Origin of the sequence: Curtobacterium sp. MCBA15_013 (genome assembly GCF_001865095.1) — a bacterium.
Classification (GTDB): Bacteria; Actinomycetota; Actinomycetes; order Actinomycetales; family Microbacteriaceae; genus Curtobacterium.
In genome coordinates, this window is the sequence record NZ_MJGQ01000015.1 from 17053 (window position 1) to 37283 (window position 20231).

Below are 20231 nucleotides of genomic sequence, written 5' to 3' on the forward strand. Positions count from 1 at the left end.
GTCAGACCGTGGGTCGGGCGGCGAGCATGCGTTCAAGGGCGACCTTGGCGTCGGCCTGGACGTCGGCCGGCACGACGATCTCGTTGAGGACCTCGCCGCGCACGAGCGCCTCGAGGACCCAGGCGAGGTAGCCGGGGTGGATCCGGTACATCGTCGAGCAGGGGCACACCACGGGGTCGAGGCAGAAGATCGTGTGCTGCGGGTACTCGGCGGCGAGCCGGTTCACCATGTTGATCTCGGTGCCGATCGCGAACGTGGTGGGTTCGGTGGCGGCTGCGACGGTCTTCCGGATGAGGTCGGTGCTGCCGGCGTGGTCGGCGGCGTCGACGACGGCCATCGGGCACTCGGGGTGCACGATGACCTGCACACCGGGGTGCTCACGACGGGCCTGGTCGATCTGGTCGACGGTGAAGCGGCGGTGCACCGAGCAGAAGCCGTGCCAGAGGACGACCCTGGCGTCCTGCAGGGTCTGCTCATCGTTGCCGCCGAGGGGCTTCCGCGGGTTCCACATCGGCATGAGGTCCGTGCTGATGCCCATCGCCTTGGCGGTGTTCCGGCCGAGGTGCTGGTCGGGGAAGAAGAGCACGCGCTGCCCCCGCTCGAACGCCCACTCGAGGACGGTCGCGGCGTTCGACGACGTGCACACGATGCCGCCGTGCCGCCCGCAGAACGCCTTGAGGTCGGCGGCGGAGTTCATGTACGTGACGGGGATGACCGGCACGCGGCCGTCGGCGTCGGGCTCGGTGCCGTAGACCTGCTCGAGCTCGGCCCACGCCGCCTCGACGCTGTCGATGTCGGCCATGTCGGCCATCGAGCAGCCCGCGGCGAGGTTCGGCAGGATCACGCGCTGGTCGTCGCGGGCGAGGATGTCCGCGGTCTCGGCCATGAAGTGCACGCCGCAGAACACGATGGCCTCGGCGTCGGGCTTCGTCAGCGCGGCGTTCGCGAGCTGGAACGAGTCGCCGAGGAAGTCCGCGTGCCGCACGACCTCGTCGCGCTGGTAGAAGTGTCCGAGGACCACGACGCGGTCGCCGAGGGTGGCCTTCGCCCGCTCGATGCGTTCGTGCAGCTCGTCGTCCGGGGCGTTCCGGTACTCGTCCGGGATGACGCCCTGCCGGGGCGCCGAGGTCGGGATGACGTCCGACATCGACGAGCCGGGGCCGTAGCCGGGCCGGGAGTCGAAGTCCCACGTCGGCATCGCCAGGTCGGGCGTGCAGGTGCTGCCGGCGGCCTGACCGTTGGAGATCAGTTCGATGGTGGTGGCGATGGACACGGGTGTTCCTTCGGTTCTACGGCTTCTTGCCCTGCTGCAGCGGACCGTTGTCCGCGTAGGCCAGGTCGGGGTTCGAGCGGTACAGCCGGGCCGGCCGGTGCCGGTCCCCGCTCGTGGTCTCGTCCGTCGGCAGGATCGCGTCGGTCTTCTCGACCTGGCGACGGAAGTTCGCGGGGTCGAGCGCACGCCCGAGCACCGCCTCGTACACCCCGCGGAGTTCGGCGAGGGTGAACCGGTCCCCCAGGAACGCCTGGGCGATCCGGGAGTACGACATCTTGTTGCGGAGCCGCCAGAGCGCGTACGCGACGATCCGGTCGTGGTCGAAGGCGAGCGGCGGGTGTTCGTCGGCGAGGAACCACCGTACGTTCCAGTCGTCGGGGACCGAGCTCGCCTCGTCCGGGTGGACGAGGGCCCAGTACACGATCGACACGACGCGGCTCGGCGAGCGGTCGACGTCGCCGAAGGCGTAGAGCTGCTCGAGGTAGCGCGGCTGCACGTTCGTGGTCTCGCGGAGGCGGGCCGCGGCGGAGTCCTCGAGCCCCTCGTCCGGCCGCACCCAACCGCCCGGGAGCGCCCACGCGCCCTCGTACGGCTCGGCCACCCGACGCACGAGCGGCATCCACAGCGCCGGCGCCCCGGTGTCCGGGTGAGGGCGCAGCGCCACGATCACGGTGGAGACCGCGACGCGGATGGGGAGCTCGGGAGTAAGTGTCATGATGACTCGAAGTGTTCGGGTTGGGATGACACTATCACCGGGTTTCACGAGACGGAAACAGCGTCGAAAACTCCTGGTCGGACCGCGCGCCTACATTGAGCCGCATGACTACGGTGACGAGGATGCACGCCGTCGTGTCGGGGACGGTCCAGGGGGTCGGTTTCCGGTACTGGACCGCACGGAAGGCCGACGGGCTCGAACTCGCCGGGTACGCCCGGAACCTGTTCGACGGCACGGTGGAGGTCGAGGCCGAGGGTCCGGCCCCCGCGGTCGACGCCCTGATGACGTTCATCCGGACCGGCCCGCCGTCCGCCGAGGTCACGGACGTGACCTGCCGCGCGGTGGTGCCGCACGGCGACGTCGACGGCTTCGCGATCCTGCACTGACCCGGTCGCCGCCCGACGTCGACGGATGTCGGACCGAAGCGGAATAATCGAATCCACTCAGGCGGTTGCCCTGTCTGCGCCCATGGCGCCCCCTCGTTCCACCAGTCGTGATCCACCAGGAGCCCCGCATGACCCAGGCCGTCGATTCCGCACCCCGCACCGGGAGCGTCGCGCAGCCCTCCGCCGGCGAGACCCGACTCGTGATCGGGCTGCTGCTCGTCTCGGCGTTCGTCGTGATCCTCAACGAGACGATCATGGGTGTCGCGCTCCCGCGGCTCATGGACGACCTCGACATCAGCGCCGCGACCGGGCAGTGGCTCACCACGGGCTTCCTGCTCACCATGGCGGTCGTCATCCCGATCACCGGGTTCCTGCTGCAGCGCTTCAACACCCGGCCGGTGTTCGTCTGGGCGATGAGCCTGTTCTCGGCCGGCACCCTGATCGCGCTGCTCGCGCCCGGGTTCTCGATGCTGCTGCTCGGGCGCATCGTGCAGGCCAGCGGGACCGCGATCATGATGCCGCTGCTCATGACGACGGTCCTCACGCTCATCGAACCGGCGCACCGCGGCCGTGTGATGGGCAACATCTCGATCGTCATCTCCGTCGCCCCGGCGATCGGCCCGACCATCTCCGGCCTCATCCTCAACGCGTTCTCGTGGCGCTGGCTCTTCGGCTTCGTGCTGCCCATCGCCATCGCCGCGCTGATCCTCGGCATGGTCAAGGTCCGCAACGTGTCGACGCCCCGCAAGGCCCCGCTCGACGTGCTCTCGGTCGTGCTGTCCGCCTTCGCGTTCGGCGGCATCGTCTACGGCCTCTCGAGCATCGGCGAGGCCGGCACCACCGGGCCGCTCGTGCCGATCGTCTCCCTCGTCGTCGGTGCCCTCGCCCTCGCCCTGTTCGTGTTCCGACAGACCCGGCTGCAGCGTGCGGACCGCGCCCTGCTCGACCTCCGCACCTTCCAGACGAAGGGCTTCACCGTCCCGATCGTCGCGATGGGCCTGAGCTTCATGGCGATGTTCGGCACGCTGATCCTGCTGCCGATCTACCTCGAGCGGGTCCTCGGGCTCGACGTCCTGAACGTCGGCCTGCTCCTGCTGCCCGGCGGCCTCATCATGGGGCTGCTGTCCCCGATCGTCGGTCGCGTCTACGACCGCCGTGGTCCGCGGGTCCTGCTCATCCCGGGCTCGATCATCGTCAGCGCCGTCCTCTGGGCGCTCTCGACCGTCGGCGTCGACACCAGCGTGTGGTTCGTCCTCGGCGCCCACGTCGTCCTGAGCATCGGGCTCGCCCTCACCTTCACGCCGCTGTTCACCGCGGCGCTCGGCGGGCTGCCCCCGAAGCTCTACTCGCACGGCAGCGCGGTCCTCGGCACGGCGCAGCAGCTGGCCGGAGCCGCCGGCACGGCGCTGTTCGTCACGCTCCTCACCATCGGTGCCTCGGGTGCGGCGGCCGGCAGCGGCGCCGCGGGCCTCGCCGAGGCCACGGCCTCCGGCGTGCGGACGGCGTTCCTCGTCGGCGCGGTGATCTCGCTGTTCGGGATCGTGATGTGCTCCCTCGTGCGTCGCCCGGCGACCCCGGACGGTGCCCCCGCACCGTCGATGCACTGACGGGAACCGCACGCGCCGGGGCGCGCGTGGCATCGTGGGCGTCATGCGGTCGACGACGAGCGAGCTGAACTGGTCCGGCACGGTCACCTACACGGCCGAACGGGTCCTCCGCCCGTCGTCGATCGACGAGGCCGCCGAGATCGTCGCCCGGTCGCCCCGGGTGCACGGCCTCGGCACCCGGCACTCGTTCAACGACGCGCCGGACGCCCCCGGCGTGCTGCTCGACCTCACCGGGATCCCGACCGACCTCGCAGTCGACGCCGTGCGGCGGACGGTCACGATGGGCGCCGGTACCCGCTACGGCGTCGTCGCGCCCGAGATCGACCGCGCCGGGTTCGCGCTGCACAACACGGGGTCGCTCCCCCACATCTCGATCGCCGGCGCCATCGCGACCGGGACGCACGGGTCCGGCACCGCACTCGGGTCGCTGAGCACCGCGGTCCGGTCGTTCGAGGTGCTCGGGCCCGACGGGTCCGCACGGACGATCGACCGCGACGACCCGGCGTTCGACGGCGCCGTGCTCCACCTCGGCCTGCTCGGCGTCCTCACCCGGGTCACGCTCGACGTCCAGCCGAGCTACCGGATGCGCCAGGACACCTACGGGCCGATCCCGTGGGACACCTTCACCGCCCACGTCGCCGAGGTCCACGCCGCCGCGACGTCCGTCTGCTCGTACACGGTGTTCGGCGACACGGTGAGCGAGGTCCTGCTGAAGTCGCGCGTGCCGGACGGCGACGACGACGTGGCCGTCCCGGACGAGCTGTTCGGCGCGCCCCGGCTGCCCGGCTCGCCCGGCGACGGACACCACACCGCCCGGGACGGCTCGGTCGGGCCGTGGTGGGACCGGCTGCCGCACTTCCAGATCGACTCCGTGCCGAGCCACGGCTCCGAGGTGCAGAGCGAGCACTTCGTCCCCCTCCGGCACGCGGGTGCGGCGCTCGACGCCGTCCGGACCATGGCCGCCCGCATCCAGCCGCACCTGCACGTCTGCGAGCTCCGCACGATGGCGGCGGACCCGTTCTGGTTGAGCCCGACGCAGGGCGAGGACGTGCTCTGCATCGCGTTCACGTGGCAGAAGCACCCGGTCGAGGTGGCCGCGTTGCTCCCGGACCTCGAGGCGCTCCTCGCACCGTTCGACGGACGACCGCACTGGGGCAAGATGAGCTCCCTCGACGCGGCCGCGATCGCCGGGCTGTACCCGCGGCTGGCCGACTTCCGCGACCTCGTCGCGGCGGCCGACCCGGAGCGGACGTTCGCGTCGTCGTTCGGCGAGCGGGTCTTGGGGACGTGAGCCGCGCCTCCTGGGCCATCGTCACGACGCGGACGTGAGCCGTGCCCGCGTCACCCGACCGGCGTGACCGTCCTGGACTCTCCGTCCCAGAACCGCACGCCACCGACCACGAGATCGGGGAGCGGGGTCCCGCGGAGCGCCGCCACGGCCGCACCGAGGTCCTCGTCCCGGACCCGTCGCGCGAACGTCAGGTGCGGCGACCACGCCCCCGGCGACGTGGTCTCGACGCCTCCCGGGGACGCCCGGTGCACCGCCTCGTGGAACGCGGCGAGCGCTGGGTCGACGACCACCGCCCGGGCGAGCACCGAGCGCCCGGGTCCCGCGGGGAACAGCAGGACGCCACCGAGCCGGAGCCGCGACGGCACCGGCACGTCGAGCCCGCTCGGGATGCGGAGGTCGTCGCCCGCGGCCAGCGTGACGTGGGGGCTGTTGGTGTCCGACCGTCCGAGGCTCGGCAGGTCCGCACGGACCAGCGCGTCCCACGCGGCGCGCACGGCGGCGTCCGACGATGGATCGAGGACGAGTTCGAGACTGCGCACGTACCGAGTGAACCAATGAACCGTGTGACAGGGATGTAACACGGCGGAACGGAACTCGCACCGTGCCGGGCGGCCCGTCACACTCGACTGCACGCCGCGGACCACCGCGGACCCCCACAGCACTGCCCACGAGGAGCTCCGACATGTCCGCTGCACCCGCTCTGCCCGAGAAGCCGAAGGGCAAGCGCCCGATCGGCTGGATCATCGCCGCCGCGGTGGTCGTCGTCGCGATCGTCGTCGCCCTCATCGTCGGCGCCGTCCGCTCCGGCGGGTCCGACGACGGCGCTGCCGCCGGTGGTTCGCCGAAGACCGTCACGATCGGCGTCGCGGACAAGTCGCTCTCGTACTGGAGCACCTACACGAAGCTCGCGAAGTCGAAGCTCAACGTGACGGTCAAGCTGACGAACTTCTCGGACTACTCGCTGCCGAACCCGGCGCTCAAGGACAAGCAGCTGGACCTCAACCAGTTCCAGCACATCCAGTACCTGGCCGACTACAACGTCACCTCGAACGACGACCTGCAGCCGATCGGCTCGACGGCCGTCTACCCGCTGCCGCTCTACGCGACGAAGTACGACGACGTCGCCGACCTGCCCGAGGGCGCCAAGGTCGCGATCCCGGACGACTCGATCAACCAGGCCCGCGCGCTGCTCATCCTGCAGGCGGCGAAGCTCGTCACGCTCAAGGACGGCGGGTCGGCCTTCTCCACGACCACCGACATCGAGTCGTCGAAGGTCGACGTCCAGCCGCTGAACGCCTCGCAGACGGCGAACGCCCTGCAGCAGGGCTCGGTCGCGGCCGCCGTGGTGAACAACAACTACGCCACCGCCGCCGGCCTGCCGATCTCCGACGCGATCTACCAGGACGACCCCTCGAGCGCGAGCGCGGCACCGTACGTCAACGTCTTCGCCGTGCGCAACGCCGACAAGGACAACACGACCTACCTCGACCTCGCGAAGCTCTTCCAGGACGAGTCGGTGCAGAAGGTCTTCAAGAAGGACCTGCCCGAGGCGGTCAGCCGCGACGAGAGCGCGTCCTCCTTGCAAGAGGAACTCGCGAAGGTCGAGCAGGACGCGAAGGCGGCCAAGCAGTAGTGCCGGTCCTCGTCGAACTCCGCGGCGTCTCGAAGCACTACCGCCGCGCCGACACCGGCGAGACCGTGGTGGCCGTCGAGGACGTCTCCCTGGACGTGCACCAGGGAGAGGTCCTCGGCGTCATCGGGTACTCCGGTGCCGGCAAGTCCACGCTCGTCCGGCTCGTCAACGCACTCGAGCTGCCCTCGTCCGGGTCGGTGACGGTCGCCGGCAACGAGCTCACGGCGCTGCCCGAGCGGGACCGCCGGACGGCACGGCGCAACATCGGGATGATCTTCCAGCAGTTCAACCTCTTCCGGTCGCGCACCATCGCCGGCAACGTCGCGTACCCGCTCAAGGTCGCGGGCGTGCCGAAGGAGGAACGGGACCGCCGGGTCGCCGAGCTGCTCGACTTCGTCGGGCTCCTCGACCGCGCGTACGCCTACCCCGAGCAGCTCTCCGGCGGGCAGAAGCAGCGCGTCGGGATCGCCCGGGCGCTCGCGGCGTCGCCCGACCTGCTCCTCGCCGACGAGGCGACCAGCGCGCTCGACCCCGAGACCACGTCCGAGGTCCTCGGGCTCCTCCGCCGGGTGAACAAGGAGCTCGGCGTCACGATCATCGTCATCACGCACGAGATGGACGCCGTCCGACAGATCGCCGACCGCGTCGCCGTCATGGAGCAGGGGCGCGTCGTCGAGGTCGGGGACGTCTACGACGTGTTCGCGAACCCGCAGACCGGCGCGGCCCAGCGCTTCGTCCGGACCGCCCTGCACGACCGGCCCTCGGCGGAGACCGTCGCACGGCTGCGCGAACGGCACCCCGGTCGCCTCGTCACGGTCCAGATCACCGACGAGGCCGGGCTGCAGAACCGCATCGACCAGGTCTTCCGCTCCGCCGGGGTGACCGCCGAGCTCGTCTACGGCGGGGTCGGCGAGATCCGGGAACGCCGGATCGGGTCGCTCACCTACGAGCTGACCGCGGCCGGTCCGTCCGAGATCGACGCCGCGGTCGCGGCCCTCCGTGCCGCGCGCATCACCACCGACGAGGAGGGCGCAGCGTGAACAACTCGTTCCAGAGCGTGATCGACACGTTCGACGTCTTCGTCGCGTCCATCCGCGACACGATCGTGATGTCCCTGGTGTCGCTCGTCATCGCCGGCATCATCGGCCTGGCGCTCGGGCTCGCCCTGTACGCCACCCGCCCGGGCAACCTGCTCGGGAACCGGGCCGCGTACACGATCATCAACGTGGTCGTGAACCTCGTCCGGCCGATCCCGTTCGTGATCTTCCTGGCGGCGATCGCCCCGCTCTCCCGCGTGGTCGTGCAGACCACGATCGGCGTCCCCGCGGTGACCTTCGCGATCTCGCTCGCGGCGTCGTTCGCGGTGTCCCGGATCGTCGAGCAGAACCTGCTGTCGGTGGACCCCGGCGTCGTCGAGGCGGCTCGGGCATCGGGAGCGCACCCGCTGTCGATCCTGCTCACGGTCCTCATCCCCGAGGGCCTCGGCCCGCTCATCCTCGGCTACACGTTCATCTACATCGGCATCGTCGACATGACGGCGCAGGGGGCGTTGATCGGTGGCGGTGGGCTCGGCGAGTACGCGATCACGTACGGGTCGCAGCGGTACGACTGGTGGATCGTGTACGTGTCGGTGGCGGCGATCGTCATCATCGTGCAGCTCGGCCAGTTCATCGGCAACCGGCTGGCGCGGGCGACCCTGCGTCGCTGACGCGCGGGGCGCCCGGGCACCCGGAAGGCGACCGCCAGGAGGCGCGGTGCCGGTCCACGAGACCAGCACCGCGCCTCCTGTGCGTCGCCTGCTGGGCGCGGGGCGCTCCCCGAGCGGGCACTTTTCGTCACGCTCGCCGTGCCGACACGGCGCGTTCCGCCCACTCGGCGGGACGCACGCGGCGCGTTCCGCCCGCTCGGCGGACGACCACGCGGGACGCACGCGGCGCGTTCTGCCCGCTCGGCGGACGACCACGCGGGACGCACGCGGCGCGTTCCGCCCGCTCGGCGGACGACCACGCGCGCGGCACGCGGCGCGTTCTGCCCGCTCGGCCGACGACCGCGGGCGCGTCAGGCGGCCGGGGACTCCACGGTGGCGACGGTGCCGGTCGCGCCCGGGTGCTCGTAGTGCGCACGCACCAGGATCGGCCGGTGGTCGGAGATGCCCGCGGGCAGGGTCTCCACGCCGGCGATGTGCAGCCCCACGCTCGTGGCGAAGTCGAAGTGCCCCGTGAACTTGCGGTAGCGCAGGTACGTCGGCTGGTCGGAGAGCGACAGCGCGAACCCGTGCTGCTCGATCTTCCGGCGCAGGTTCGTCTGGAACCAGGGGTAGTTGAAGTCGCCGACCATGATCGCCGGGGCGTCGTTCGAGAGCTCGCGGACGAACTGGTGCGCTGCCTCGATCTGCTTGCGGCGCAGCGAGTTCGTGGCGGTGAGGGGTGAGGCGTGGAAGGACGCGACGATGACCTCGGCGTCGACCTCCTTGTCGCGCAGGTGCATGGCGATCAGCCGCTCGTGCGCGGGCGCGAGGACCCGGTCGTGCAGCGACTTCTGCAGCGAGTGGATGCTGAAGTCCTCGACCTCGAACCGGTCGTCGCGCTTGTAGATCGCGAGGCCGAGCCGGTTCGCCTTGGTCGACGCGGCGAGGGAGAGGCCGGCGATCGAGGGGGCGAGGTCGTTGCTGTCGCACTCCTGCACGCAGATGACGTCGGCCTGGGACGCTTCAGCCAGGGAGGCGAGCTCGCCGTTCGCGGTGTGCTCGCGGAGGTTGTAGCTGACGACGCGCAACCCGGTCGGTTCCACGGCCGTCTCGGCTGTGATCGTCCCCTGCTGCTCTGGCGCGGCCATGCTGCCTTCCTGTTCCGGGCGTTTCCGGTCGCCCTGCCGCGGCAACCGTACTCGGCGTTCGCGGACTGTTGCTGAGACTGTAGCGCGGCCTCGGTTTCGTGCGTGTGACCGCGGGGAAAACGGACGATGCGCGCTCAGGCCCGGACGCGACGGGCGGGGCGGACGGTCTCGCCGGCTGTACGGCTCATCAGGACGCCCTCGATGCAGGCGACGACGAGCAGGGCGGCGATGACCCAGAACGCGGCGTCGTACGGACCGGATCCGCCGAGGCCCGAGGCGGCCCGGATGACCACGGCGCCGACCGCGACACCGAACCCGGCGGCGGTCTGCTGCAGGGTCGACGAGAGCGTGTTCGCCGGGGTCATGTCCGCCTGCTCGACGTCGGCGAACGCGATGGTGTTGTAGGCCGTGAAGCCCACCGACCGCGCCGCACCACTGACGACGAGGAGCACGGCGAGGAGCCAGAACGGGGTGTCCTCGGTCATGAACACCATCGCGACGACGCTCAGCGCCGCGACCGCGCTCGACACGATGATCACCGGCCGGTACCCGAACCAGCGGAGGAACGGCGTCGTCATGGGCTTGATGCCGAGGTTGCCGACGAAGACCCACAGCACGGCGGACCCGGCGAGCACGGCGCTCCACCCCCACGCGTCCTGGAACAGCAGCGGCAGGACGAACGGCACGGCGGAGACGGCCAGGCGGAACAGGCTGCCGCCGGCGTGCGACACCCGGAAGGTCTCGAGCCGGAACGAGTCGAGCCCCATGATCGGGTGCGGCGCCCGACGGAAGTGCCAGATCGCCAGCCAGCAGCCGACCGCCCCGACGACGCCGGAGAGCACGACCGCCAGGACGGGCACGCGGTCCAGGGCGAGCAGGGACGCCATGACCACGAGCGACCCGAGGCCGAAGCAGGCGAGCAGCGACCCGAACCAGTCGAACGGCACCCGCTCGGACGCCCGCTCCTGCGGCACGAGGACGAGCGCGGCGACGAACGCGATGACCCCGAGCGGGATGTTGATGAGGAAGATCCAGTGCCACGTCAGGGTGTCGACGAGCACGCCGCCCACGAACGGCGCGATGATCGGCGCGGCGAGGGCGGGCCAGGTCAGGATCGCGATGGCCGTGACGAGCTGCTCGCGTCCGGCGCTCCGCAGGACGACGAGCCGCCCGACGGGGACCATCAGCGCGCCGCCGAGCCCCTGCACGATGCGCCAGATCGTCAGGTCGACGAGCCCGGTGGAGAGGGCGCACAGCCCCGACGCCACGGTGAACAGGACGATCGCGCCGGCGAAGACCGTCCGCGAGCCGATCCGGTCGGTCAACCATCCGCTGACGGGGATGAACACCGCGAGGGTGACCAGGTACGCCGTGATCGCCACGCCGATGGCCGCCGAGTCGACGCCGAGGTCCCGGCCCATCGCGGGAGCGGCCGTGGCCAGGATGGTGCCGTCGAGGAGCTCCATGAAGAAGGTCCCTGCGACGAGCACGGCCACCGCGGTGCTCCCCCGTCGTCGTGTCGTCATCGTCGTCGTCATGGCAGGACAAATGCTATGCCCGATCGGTTTCCGTGGCGTCGGGGGACGGCGCTGACGCGATGGTGTTCTGCACCGCAGAATGAGGAGGACGAGCGCGTTGCCCCGGACACCCGGCCACCGGGAGCGTGGAGGCACCGCAGACGCACAGGAGGATCGATGACGACCACACCCGGCACGGTCACCACGAAGGGCGCGCCCGACCCGGCAGCACCGGCGCGCCGGCACGTCCTCGAGCACGCCAACCTGCCGGTGATGACCCTCCGCGAGTCGGCACTGGCGAACAACACCGCCGTGATGCAGGCGTACGTCGAGCGGCACGGTCTGCTCTTCGCGCCGCACATGAAGACGCACATGGCACCGGCGCTGGCCGCACGACAGATCGCCGCCGGCGCCTGGGGCGTCACGGTCGCCTCGGTCCAGCAGGCGATGGTCGCGTGGGAGCACGGCGTCCACCGGATCGTCGTCGCGAACGAGGTCCTCGACCCCGCCGGTCTCGCCTGGCTCGCCTCCCGCCGCGCCGCCGACCCGGACGCCGACGTCCTCTGCTGGGTCGACTCCCCCGCCGGGGTCGAGGCCGGCCGCGCGGCCCAGGACGCGGTCGACGGCGACCTGCACGTGGTCGTCGAGGTCGGGTTCCCCGGCGGTCGCACCGGCGTCCGCACCGCACAGCAGGCACGGGACCTCGCACAGCTCGCCCACGACCGGGGGCTCTCGCTCCGAGGCGTCGCCGGGTACGAGGGCGGCCTGCCCGACGTCCGCGCCGCCCGCGCCTACGTCGAGGGGGTGCTCGCCGTCGCGGCAGCCGTCCGCCCGCTGGTCGAGGCCCCGCGCGCCCTGCTCAGCATGGGCGGCAGCGCCTGGTTCGACGGCGTGGTCGACGCGGTCGCCACCCGCCCCGACGACCTCGACGTGCTGCTCCGGTCCGGCGCGTCCCTCACGCACGACGACGGCTTCTACGCCGAGCGCACCCCCTTCGGCCGCCACCCCGACGAGGGCTCGCTCCTGGCCGCGATCGAGGTCTGGGGACGCGTCACGTCGTGCCCCGAGCCCGGGCTCGCGCTCGTCGCGGTCGGCAAGCGGGACATCTCGTTCGACGAGGGGCTGCCGGTGGTCCGTTCCGTCCGACACGTCGGCCCAGGAGGCGCGGCTGGCGTCGTCCCCGTCGCACCCGACCCCGGGGCGGTCACCGTCACCCGCCTCGACGACCAGCACTGCTACCTCGCGCTGGCGGACGGGGCACCCGGGCTCACGCCCGGCGACGTCGTCGTGTTCGGCATCTCGCACCCGTGCACCGTCTTCGACAAGTGGCGCCAGGTGACCGTCATCGACGACGACGAGACCGTCCTCGACACGATCGCGACGTGGTTCTGATGCGCGCCACCACCCCCGTCGCCCCCTCCACCGAGGACGCTCCGGCACGGAACGCCGCCCTGTCGCTCCGACGCGGGCTGCGGCTGCTCGACCGCATCGCCGACCGCACCCGGAACGGCGAGCCGTCGGTGTCGCTGACGGTGCTCGCCGCGGAGCTCGGCACCTCGAAGTCGACCGTGCTCCGGCTGACCGCCCCGATGCTCGAGAACGACCTGCTGCGCCGCACCCCGGACGCCGGCTTCACCCTCGGGCTCGGAGCGCTGCTGCTCGGGCAGAGCTACCTCGAGGGCATCGACCTCCGCGCCGCCGCAGCACCGTTCCTCCGGCGGACCGCGGAACGCACGGGGCTCACCTGCCACCTCGTCGTCCCGGACGGCACCGACATCGTCTACGTCGACAAGGTCGAGACGCGGGGCACGGTCCGGATGGGTTCGCGGATCGGCAACCGACTGCCGATGCGGAACACGGCCTCGGGCAAGGCGATGGTGGCGTTCGGCGAGCCGGAGCTGCTCGACCGGGTGCTGGCGGAACCGGCCACGGCGATGACCGAGCACTCCATCGTGGACGACGACCGCTGGCGCGCCGAGATCGACCGGACGCACGGCCGTGGCTACGGCATCGACGACCGCGAGAACGAGCCCGACATCCGCTGCGTCGCCGCGCCCGTGCTCGACCACGCGAACCAGGTCGTCGGCGCGATGAGCATCTCGGGGCTCGCCTCCCGGTTCCCCGCCGCGGCCGTCCGCGAACTCGGCGACGGCGTCGTCCGGACCGCGCTCGAGATCTCGGTCGCGCTCGGCTCCTCCTCCGCCCAGCTCGCCCTGGCGAAGGGCACCCGGTGACCGGCCGCGTCCTGACCTTCGGGGAGACGATGCTGCTCCTCACCGGCGGGGACACGGGTGCGGTCCCCGACCTCGAGCACATGCGCGTCGACACCGGCGGGGCCGAGAGCAACGTCGCGATCGGCCTCGTGCGCGCCGGTGTCCCGACGACGTGGATCGGCCGCGTCGGCACCGACCCCGCCGGGGACCGTGTGACGCGCGACGTCCGGAGCGCGGGTGTCGACGTCGTCGCGGTGCCGGACCCGGACCGCTCGACGGGCATCATGATGAAGGAGCGCCTGGCCGACGGACGCACGCGGGTGACCTACCACCGCCGGGGTTCGGCGGGGTCGGCGCTGCGGGCGAGCGACCTGCCGGCGAGCGCCGTCGAACGCGCCGCGCTCCTGCACGTCACGGGCATCACCCTCGCCCTCTCCGAGGACGCCAGGGCCACCGTCGAGGCCGCGCTCGACCGCGCGGACGCCACCGGGGTCCCCGTGTCCTTCGACGTGAACCACCGGCCCAAGCTCATCGACGCCGAGACCGCCCGCGCCCGCTACCGGGACGTCGCCGCACGGTCGTCGATCGTGTTCGCCGGCGACGACGAGGCCCGACTCGTGCTCGGACTCGGCGACGACGAGGGCGACGACGAGACGCTCGCGCACGAGCTCGCCGCCCTCGGCCGGGGTCGTGCCGTCGTCAAGCTCGGCTCCCGGGGCGCGGTGGCCTCGGTGGACGGTGCGTTCCTGCGGCGCCCGGCGACCCCGGTGCGCGTCGTCGACCCCGTCGGTGCCGGTGACGCCTTCGTCGCGGGCTGGCTCGCGGCGACCCTCGGCGGAGCCACGACGGCCGAGGCGCTCGACCGCGCCGCCGACGCCGGTGCGCTCGCCTGCACGGTCGAGAGCGACTGGCGCCGTCCGGACCCGGCCGCGCTGCACGACCCGACCACCCCCACGGACGTCGACCACGCCGTCCACGACCGCGTCGACCGCTGAGGCGAGGAACGAAGACCATGACGAACACCACCAGCACCGACCCGTCCGCCGCTCCCCGGGTCCGCCACCGGCACGCCGCCGGCCCCGCGATCGCGATCCTGCGCGGCGGGACGGGTGAGCACGTCGAGGACGTCGTCGCGACACTGGTCGACGCCGGGGTCCGGGCGATCGAGATCACGACCAACACGCCCCGCTGGCGGGAGGGCATCGCCTGGGCCGTCGAGCGCTACGGCACGGGCGCGTCGATCGGCGTCGGCACGGTCCTCGAACCACGACAGCTCGACGAGGCCGCCGCCGCGGGTGCCGTGTTCGCGGTGAGCCCGCACCTCGACGCGGACATCGGGGAACGGGCGCACGAGCGTGGTCTGGGCTGGTACCCGGGCGCCGCCACCCCGACCGAGATCGTCCGCGCCTGGCAGCTCGGGGCGCGCGCGGTCAAGGTGTTCCCGGCCGCACAGCTCGGCGGCCCCGCGTTCCTCAAGCAGGTCCTCGCCCCGCTCGACTTCGTCGACGTCATCCCCACGGGCGGCATCGGCGTCGAGGACGCGTCCGAGTACCTGGCGGCCGGCGCCGTCGCCGTCGGCCTGGGTTCGCCGCTCGTCGGTGACGCCCTGACGACCGGCGACCTGGACGGCCTCCGCACCCGCGCCGAGCGACTCGTCGCGGGGCTCGCACGGTGACGTCCGAGGTCCTGCTCACCGGCGGCTCGGTCGTCGACACCGACGGCACGGCCCACCGGTCGGACGTCCTCGTCCGCGACGGACTGGTCGCCGAGCGAGGCGGGCCGGGCGAGCGCCTCCGGGCCGGGGCCGACGCCACGGTGGTCGACTGCACCGGCCGGCTCGTCATGCCCGGGTTCGTCGATGCGCACTCCCACGCCGGGTCCCTCGTGTTCGACGAGCGCGTGCAGCTCGCCCTCCTCCGGCAGGGCGTCACGACGATCGTCACCGGACAGGACGGCGTCGGGCCGGCACCGGGCGACGGCTCCTACGCCGCACGGTACTTCGCGGCGATCGACGGTCCCCACCCGAGGTACCGCGGCGGCGACATCGCGGGGCTGCTCGCGACGTACGACGGCACGACCGCGCTGAACGTCGCCACCCTCGTGCCGGCCGGCACCGTCCGGCACGAGGTCACCGGCGACGACCCGGCCCCGGCCGGCCCCGGCCAGCTCGACGCCATGCGCGCCCTCGTGCGGCAGGGCATGACGGACGGCGCCGTGGGGCTCGCGACCGGCCTCGACTACGTCCCCGGACTGCACGCCGGCACCGCGGAGATCGCCGCCCTCGCCGCCGAGTCCGCGGCCGCCGGCGGCACCTACGTGACCCACATGCGCGGCGGCTACGAGACGAACGCCGGCGCCGGCATCGAGGAGGTCGTCCGGATCGTGCGCGCCGGCGGCGGCCGCGCCCACGTCTCGCACCTCCACGCTCCGGTCGACCTCGCGCTGGCGGAGCTCGCCCACGCCGAGGCCCAGGGCGCCCCGCTGTCGTTCGACGCCTACCCGTACTCGCGCGGCTGCACGATCCTGTCGATGCTGCTCCTGCCCGCGGGCCTGGCCCGGCCGGGCACCGACGACCTCGCCCGGGCGCTCGCAGTGGACGGCGGGCGCGCTGCCGTCCGCGCCGCGGTGCTCGAACGGGTCCTCGGGCGCGCCGACCTCGGACCGGGCTGGGCCGAGCAGATCACGCTGTCGCACGTCCCCGCGCCCGAGTTCCACGCGCTGCAGGGCCGCACCCTCGCCGAGGCCGCCACGGCCACCGGGACGGACGCGGTCGACCTCGCGCTCGACGTCCTGGTCGACTCGGACCTGCAGGTCACGGTCGTGATGCGGGTGCCGCACCCGCGGACGCCCGAGCAGCTGGCGGAGCTGTTCCGGTCCGGCGGCCACACCGGCGGGTCCGACGGCATCTTCGTCGGGACGCACCCGCACCCCCGTGCGTACGGCACCTTCGCACGGTACCTCGGGGACTACGCGCGGCCCGGCCTGCTCACGTGGTGGGAGGTCCAGCAGCACCTGTCGACGCTGCCCGCCGAGCGCTTCGGACTCGGGCACCGCGGCACCGTCGCACCCGGGTGGGTCGCCGACCTCGTCGTCGTCGACCCCGAGCGCGTCCGAGCCCGATCGACGTACGCCGAGCCGATGCTGCTGGCCGAGGGCGTCGACGACGTCCTCGTCGCAGGCGTCCCGGTGCTCACCGACGGCGTCCTGACGCACGCGACCCCCGGTGCCGGCATCCGCCGGACGACGTGGAGCCGTCCGGGCGGTGCGCGCACCGGGGGTCGATGAGGCTTCGCTCAGCGAGCACGCCGAGCGATCACGCCGGGGCCGGCCGGGTCACTCCGCCGTCGGGAGCACCGCCACGACGTCGATCTCGACGAGGATGTTCGCCAGGTGCGACTGCACCGTGGTGCGGACCGGGTACGGCTGCGAGAAGTGCTTGGCGTACTCCTCGTTGAAGGCGGGGAAGTCGCGGTCGGAGTGCTCGAGGTGGACGGTCGACTTCACGACGTCGTCGAGCGTGGCGCCGTGCTCGGCCAGGACGGCGGCGACGTTCGCGAGCACCTGGGCGGTCTGACCGGCGACGTCGTCGGCGATCTCGCCCGTGGCCGGGTCCTGCGGGCCGAAGCCGGCGGTGTAGAGGAAGCCGTTCGCGACGATCCCCTGGCTGTACGGGCCGGCGGGCTTCGGCGCGTTGTCGGTCACGATGGCGGTCTTGTTCGGCACGGTGCTCCTCGGTGTCGATCGGGGTCGGTCGGACGTCGCCCACGGCACCGACCACGCCGTCGCGGCCGGAGGACGACGCTCCCAGGCTAGGTGAGCGCCCCGCGCCGGACCCGGCCGTCCGTCGGGCTCGTTCCGGTCTGCAGAACGCGAGTCGCGCCTCCCGAGCCGAGCCGTGAGGAACACCCAGGCAATCGCCGTCTACGCTCGTACCGTGCCCTCTGCCATGCCCGAACACCGCGGAGCGCCGCGGTGAGCCGCCTGGACGGGACCCTGACGGAGTCGATCGCGAGCGGACGCCGCCGTGTCCTCGACCTCGCGACCGCCCTGCCGGCGTGGGCCGCCGTGCTCCTGGTGTGGACCGGCGGGCGCATCGTGTCGACGTTCTGGTTGGCGCTCGCGTTCCCGCTCATCGGGCGCGCCCTGCCGGAGAACGCGATCTGGGGCAACGACCACGGCTTCCTCAACTTCCTGACGGCGTGGGACGGGCAGTACTACGAGCAGATCTCGGTGCACGGGTACCCGACGACCCTGCCGCTCGACGCCGCGGGCCACGTCGCGCAGAACGCGTGGGCGTTCCTCCCGGCGTTCCCCTTCACGATCCGGATGCTGACCGCGTCGACCGGTGTGCCGTTCGACGTCGGCGCACCGGCGATCGCACTCCTCGCCGGACTGCTCGCCACCTACCTGCTGCACCGGCTCGTCCGCGACCGTGCGGGGTCGGCGGCGGCCATGTGGGCGGTCTTCTTCTTCACGTGCGGTCCGCTGTCGTTCCTGCTGCAGGTCGGGTACGCCGAGAGCATGTTCCTCGCCCTCGTGTTCGGGGCGCTCCTCGCGCTCGACCGTCGGCGGTACGGGCTCCTCACGGTGCTCGGGGTCGTCGCCGCGTTCACCCGGCCCGGAGCCCTGGCGATCCCGCTCGTCCTCGGGGTCATCGCGCTGGTGCGGTGGATCCGAGCACGTCGGACCGAGGGGGTCCGCTCGCTCGACGCGTTCCCCGTGGCGGAGCGCGTGCGGGTCGTGGCCGCCGGCGTCGTGATGGTCGTCGCCGGGTTCGCGTGGCCGCTCATCGCCGCGCACGTGACCGGGTCGCCGAACGCCTACCTCGAGACCGAGATGTCCTGGTGGGTGAACTTCATCGGGCGGGTGGACTTCATGCCGCTCACACCGTGGTTCCTCATCGCCGGCCGGTGGTTGGGCGTGGGCGGGATCCTCATCGTGGTGTTCCTGCTCGTGTCGTACCCGGTCTGGCTGCTGCGTCGGTCGACCCGGCGCCTCGGGTTCACGACCGTGGTCTTCTCTGCCTCGTACGCGCTCTACGTCTTCGCGGTGTCGTTGCCGATGGCCTCGACGCCCCGGCTCCTGATGCCGCTCGCGCCGCTGTTCGGGTCGCCGGAGCTCGTGGCGAAGCCGTGGATGCGGTGGACCCTGGTGGTCTGCGCGGTGCTCGGGCAGCCGGTGCTCGTCGCCGTGCTCTGGCTGCTCGGCCCGCCGTGACCGAACGGACGACGCCCGGTACCCGCGGTGTGCGGGGACCGGGCGCGGTGCCGGGCGTCCGTCTTCGGCGCTAGAGCTCGATCGTGCCGTGGTCGCCGGTGTCCGGCTGACTCTGCTTGCCGATGGCGGCCTTGAGGGTCTGCACGAGGCTGCCGACCGGGCCGGTGTCCTGCGTCCAGTACTCGACCGAGTCGCCCTCGACGGTGAGGAGTCGGATCGAGGGGTCCTCGCGCCCGTCCGGGAACCAGGCCTCGGCGAACGGGGACCACAGCTCGTCGATGACGGAGTCGTCCTGGCTGACCGTCGCGGTGCCGGCGATCGACAGGTACCCGCCCTGCGACTCGATCGCGACGTTGACGTGCGGGTTCCGGGCGATGTCCTCGACCTTCTCGCTCCCGTCCTGCACGAGGAAGCGGAGTGTGCCGTGGAACGCCTTGTCCTGCACGGCGAGGGGCCGTGCGTGGAGCTGGCCGTCCTCGCTCACGGTCGTCAGGAGTGCCGTGTGGGCTCCGTGGACGATGTCCGAGATGGCTGCGCGCTGGTCTGCCTCTGTGTCGGTCATGGTGCTCCTCTCGCGTCGTGCGCCCCGTTGTGCTCGACGTGCGGCCGGCCCTCGGGGCGCTGTCCGTTCGGGCCAGTCTGCCCCTCGACGCTGAGCGCGTCCGGCGGACGGGGCTGCGGGGCCGTGCGGGCGCGGTCGCGGGCGCGGGCGGGGTTCGACGTTCCGCACGTCGATCGACGGATGGGATGTCGGAGCATGCACGAGCATCGGATGCGTGCGCAACGAGCGACACCACGCGAGTGGATCGACTGGTGGAACGTCGGAAACGCGGTGGGACCCGGACGCGCGCCGCGCCTCAGACCGGCTCGCGGATGGTCGTCTCGACGTCGACGACCTGCGGGATCCGCGGCATCGAGGCGAACCCGAACGCCACCGGCGGGTCGAGCGGCGCCAACGACCCGAGCGACTCCCCCGCCCAGGTCCCCCGCACGCCCGTGACGTCGTGTGCCCCGGTCACGCCGTAGTACTCGCGACGCCCGTTGCCCGCCGACCCCGCGGTCCCCGACCCGGGAGCGACGAGCCGTGCGACCGGGTCGATCGCGGCGAGCCACCGGGGGTCGCGGGCGATCTGCTTGGGGACGATGCGGAGCACCCTCCCGAGCGGGGAGATCGTGCCGACGTCGATGGAGGCCTCGAGGGCGCCCGCCGACAGCTCGAGTCCCCTGGCGGTCCGGCGAGCCGAGACGTCGACGACCGAGACCGTGTCGAACCGGTAGGTCCCGGAGACGTACGCGGCCACGATCTCATCGGGCGCGAGGAGCACCGAGGAGCCGTCCGGCAGCTCGAGGAAGACGTCCGTGAAGGCACCGAACGGCGAGCGCTCCCACATGCCGACCACGATGCGGATGCCCGAGGTCGTGCCGACGCCCATGATCCGACCACGGAACCGACGTTCGAGTGCAGCGGGGCGTGACGACATGCCCTGGACCGTACCCGGCGACCCCGTGAGCGGCGCGGACGAGCCGAGCCGCGCCTCCAGGCC

The 20231-nt window shown here is 72.3% G+C and carries 20 protein-coding genes; 12 read left to right on the forward strand and 8 right to left on the reverse strand.

Annotation, left to right across the window (positions count from 1 at the left end; all coding sequences use genetic code 11):
- Nucleotide 1 precedes the first annotated feature (1 nt).
- Together nadA and BIV01_RS09575 are read right to left on the reverse strand one after the other, a co-directional pair.
- On the reverse strand, nucleotides 2-1273 hold the full coding sequence (gene nadA, locus BIV01_RS09570) for a quinolinate synthase NadA (RefSeq protein WP_071294552.1): 1272 nt from the start codon (nucleotides 1271-1273) through the stop codon (nucleotides 2-4).
- 16 nt (nucleotides 1274-1289) lie between these two features.
- The gene (locus BIV01_RS09575; RefSeq protein ID WP_070418308.1) at nucleotides 1290-1988 is read right to left on the reverse strand and encodes an NUDIX hydrolase; all 699 of its coding nucleotides are present in this window, start codon (nucleotides 1986-1988) and stop codon (nucleotides 1290-1292) included.
- 122 nt (nucleotides 1989-2110) lie between these two features.
- Here BIV01_RS09575 and BIV01_RS09580 point away from each other — a divergent pair, with 122 nt between their 5' ends.
- From BIV01_RS09580 to BIV01_RS09590, 3 genes are all read left to right on the forward strand, one after another.
- Nucleotides 2111-2374 (forward strand): acylphosphatase, encoded by a 264-nt coding sequence (locus tag BIV01_RS09580; protein ID WP_083403155.1) that lies wholly within the window; start codon nucleotides 2111-2113, stop codon nucleotides 2372-2374.
- A 128-nt stretch (nucleotides 2375-2502) separates the two neighbouring features.
- Nucleotides 2503-3981, forward strand: a complete 1479-nt coding sequence (locus tag BIV01_RS09585; RefSeq protein ID WP_083295252.1) for an MDR family MFS transporter — start codon at nucleotides 2503-2505, stop codon at nucleotides 3979-3981.
- Nucleotides 3982-4024: 43 nt separating this feature from the next.
- Nucleotides 4025-5272 (forward strand): D-arabinono-1,4-lactone oxidase, encoded by a 1248-nt coding sequence (locus BIV01_RS09590; RefSeq protein WP_071302671.1) that lies wholly within the window; start codon nucleotides 4025-4027, stop codon nucleotides 5270-5272.
- Nucleotides 5273-5322: 50 nt separating this feature from the next.
- On the opposite strand, the gene BIV01_RS09595 is transcribed toward BIV01_RS09590, so the two are convergent.
- On the reverse strand, nucleotides 5323-5811 hold the full coding sequence (locus tag BIV01_RS09595; RefSeq protein WP_071302672.1) for a 2'-5' RNA ligase family protein: 489 nt from the start codon (nucleotides 5809-5811) through the stop codon (nucleotides 5323-5325).
- Between the two features lie 143 nt (nucleotides 5812-5954).
- Between BIV01_RS09595 and BIV01_RS09600 the strand changes: the two genes are divergently transcribed.
- From BIV01_RS09600 to BIV01_RS09610, 3 genes are read left to right on the forward strand one after another with little or no spacing between them, the layout of a single operon-like run.
- Entirely contained in the window at nucleotides 5955-6905 is a 951-nt protein-coding gene (locus BIV01_RS09600) for a MetQ/NlpA family ABC transporter substrate-binding protein (RefSeq protein ID WP_071294556.1), read from the forward strand.
- A complete protein-coding gene (locus BIV01_RS09605; protein ID WP_071302673.1) occupies nucleotides 6905-7945 on the forward strand; it encodes a methionine ABC transporter ATP-binding protein in 1041 nt (346 codons plus the stop codon). Before BIV01_RS09600 ends, BIV01_RS09605 begins: the two co-directional genes overlap by 1 nt.
- Nucleotides 7942-8613 carry a methionine ABC transporter permease gene (locus BIV01_RS09610; protein WP_217642545.1) on the forward strand — a complete coding sequence of 224 codons (672 nt, stop codon included), beginning with the start codon at nucleotides 7942-7944 and terminating at the stop codon, nucleotides 8611-8613. Before BIV01_RS09605 ends, BIV01_RS09610 begins: the two co-directional genes overlap by 4 nt.
- Before the next feature lie 350 nt (nucleotides 8614-8963).
- Here the strand turns inward: BIV01_RS09610 and BIV01_RS09615 are convergent, their stop codons facing one another.
- Both BIV01_RS09615 and BIV01_RS09620 read right to left on the reverse strand, forming a co-directional pair.
- Complete coding sequence (locus tag BIV01_RS09615; protein ID WP_083403156.1) at nucleotides 8964-9740, reverse strand: endonuclease/exonuclease/phosphatase family protein; 777 nt, start codon at nucleotides 9738-9740, stop codon at nucleotides 8964-8966.
- A 134-nt stretch (nucleotides 9741-9874) separates the two neighbouring features.
- Nucleotides 9875-11278, reverse strand: a complete 1404-nt coding sequence (locus BIV01_RS09620; RefSeq protein WP_071302674.1) for an MFS transporter — start codon at nucleotides 11276-11278, stop codon at nucleotides 9875-9877.
- Nucleotides 11279-11434: 156 nt separating this feature from the next.
- On the opposite strand from BIV01_RS09620, the gene BIV01_RS09625 reads away from it, so the two are divergent.
- Genes BIV01_RS09625 through BIV01_RS09645 form a run of 5 tightly spaced genes read left to right on the forward strand, consistent with a single transcriptional unit; the run spans nucleotide 11435 to nucleotide 16755 of the window.
- Entirely contained in the window at nucleotides 11435-12649 is a 1215-nt protein-coding gene (locus BIV01_RS09625; protein ID WP_083413922.1) for an alanine racemase, read from the forward strand.
- Nucleotides 12649-13491 (forward strand): IclR family transcriptional regulator, encoded by an 843-nt coding sequence (locus BIV01_RS09630; RefSeq protein ID WP_071294560.1) that lies wholly within the window; start codon nucleotides 12649-12651, stop codon nucleotides 13489-13491. The genes BIV01_RS09625 and BIV01_RS09630 overlap by 1 nt, the downstream gene beginning before the upstream one ends.
- Nucleotides 13488-14465 carry a sugar kinase gene (locus BIV01_RS09635; protein WP_083413923.1) on the forward strand — a complete coding sequence of 326 codons (978 nt, stop codon included), beginning with the start codon at nucleotides 13488-13490 and terminating at the stop codon, nucleotides 14463-14465. Before BIV01_RS09630 ends, BIV01_RS09635 begins: the two co-directional genes overlap by 4 nt.
- Before the next feature lie 17 nt (nucleotides 14466-14482).
- Nucleotides 14483-15145, forward strand: coding sequence for a bifunctional 4-hydroxy-2-oxoglutarate aldolase/2-dehydro-3-deoxy-phosphogluconate aldolase (locus tag BIV01_RS09640; protein WP_071302675.1), 663 nt, complete (start codon nucleotides 14483-14485; stop codon nucleotides 15143-15145).
- Complete coding sequence (locus tag BIV01_RS09645) at nucleotides 15142-16755, forward strand: N-acyl-D-amino-acid deacylase family protein (protein WP_071302676.1); 1614 nt, start codon at nucleotides 15142-15144, stop codon at nucleotides 16753-16755. The genes BIV01_RS09640 and BIV01_RS09645 overlap by 4 nt, the downstream gene beginning before the upstream one ends.
- A gap of 48 nt (nucleotides 16756-16803) precedes the next feature.
- Here the strand turns inward: BIV01_RS09645 and BIV01_RS09650 are convergent, their stop codons facing one another.
- Nucleotides 16804-17193 carry a RidA family protein gene (locus BIV01_RS09650; protein ID WP_070418297.1) on the reverse strand — a complete coding sequence of 130 codons (390 nt, stop codon included), beginning with the start codon at nucleotides 17191-17193 and terminating at the stop codon, nucleotides 16804-16806.
- Nucleotides 17194-17442: 249 nt separating this feature from the next.
- Between BIV01_RS09650 and BIV01_RS09655 the strand changes: the two genes are divergently transcribed.
- Nucleotides 17443-18687: a hypothetical protein gene (locus BIV01_RS09655; RefSeq protein ID WP_083295250.1), complete on the forward strand. Its 1245-nt coding sequence runs from the start codon at nucleotides 17443-17445 to the stop codon at nucleotides 18685-18687.
- A gap of 70 nt (nucleotides 18688-18757) precedes the next feature.
- On the opposite strand, the gene BIV01_RS09660 is transcribed toward BIV01_RS09655, so the two are convergent.
- Complete coding sequence (locus BIV01_RS09660; RefSeq protein WP_070418296.1) at nucleotides 18758-19249, reverse strand: pyridoxamine 5'-phosphate oxidase family protein; 492 nt, start codon at nucleotides 19247-19249, stop codon at nucleotides 18758-18760.
- A gap of 295 nt (nucleotides 19250-19544) precedes the next feature.
- On the reverse strand, nucleotides 19545-20168 hold the full coding sequence (locus BIV01_RS09665; RefSeq protein ID WP_070418295.1) for a hypothetical protein: 624 nt from the start codon (nucleotides 20166-20168) through the stop codon (nucleotides 19545-19547).
- Between the last annotated feature and the right edge of the window lie 63 nt (nucleotides 20169-20231).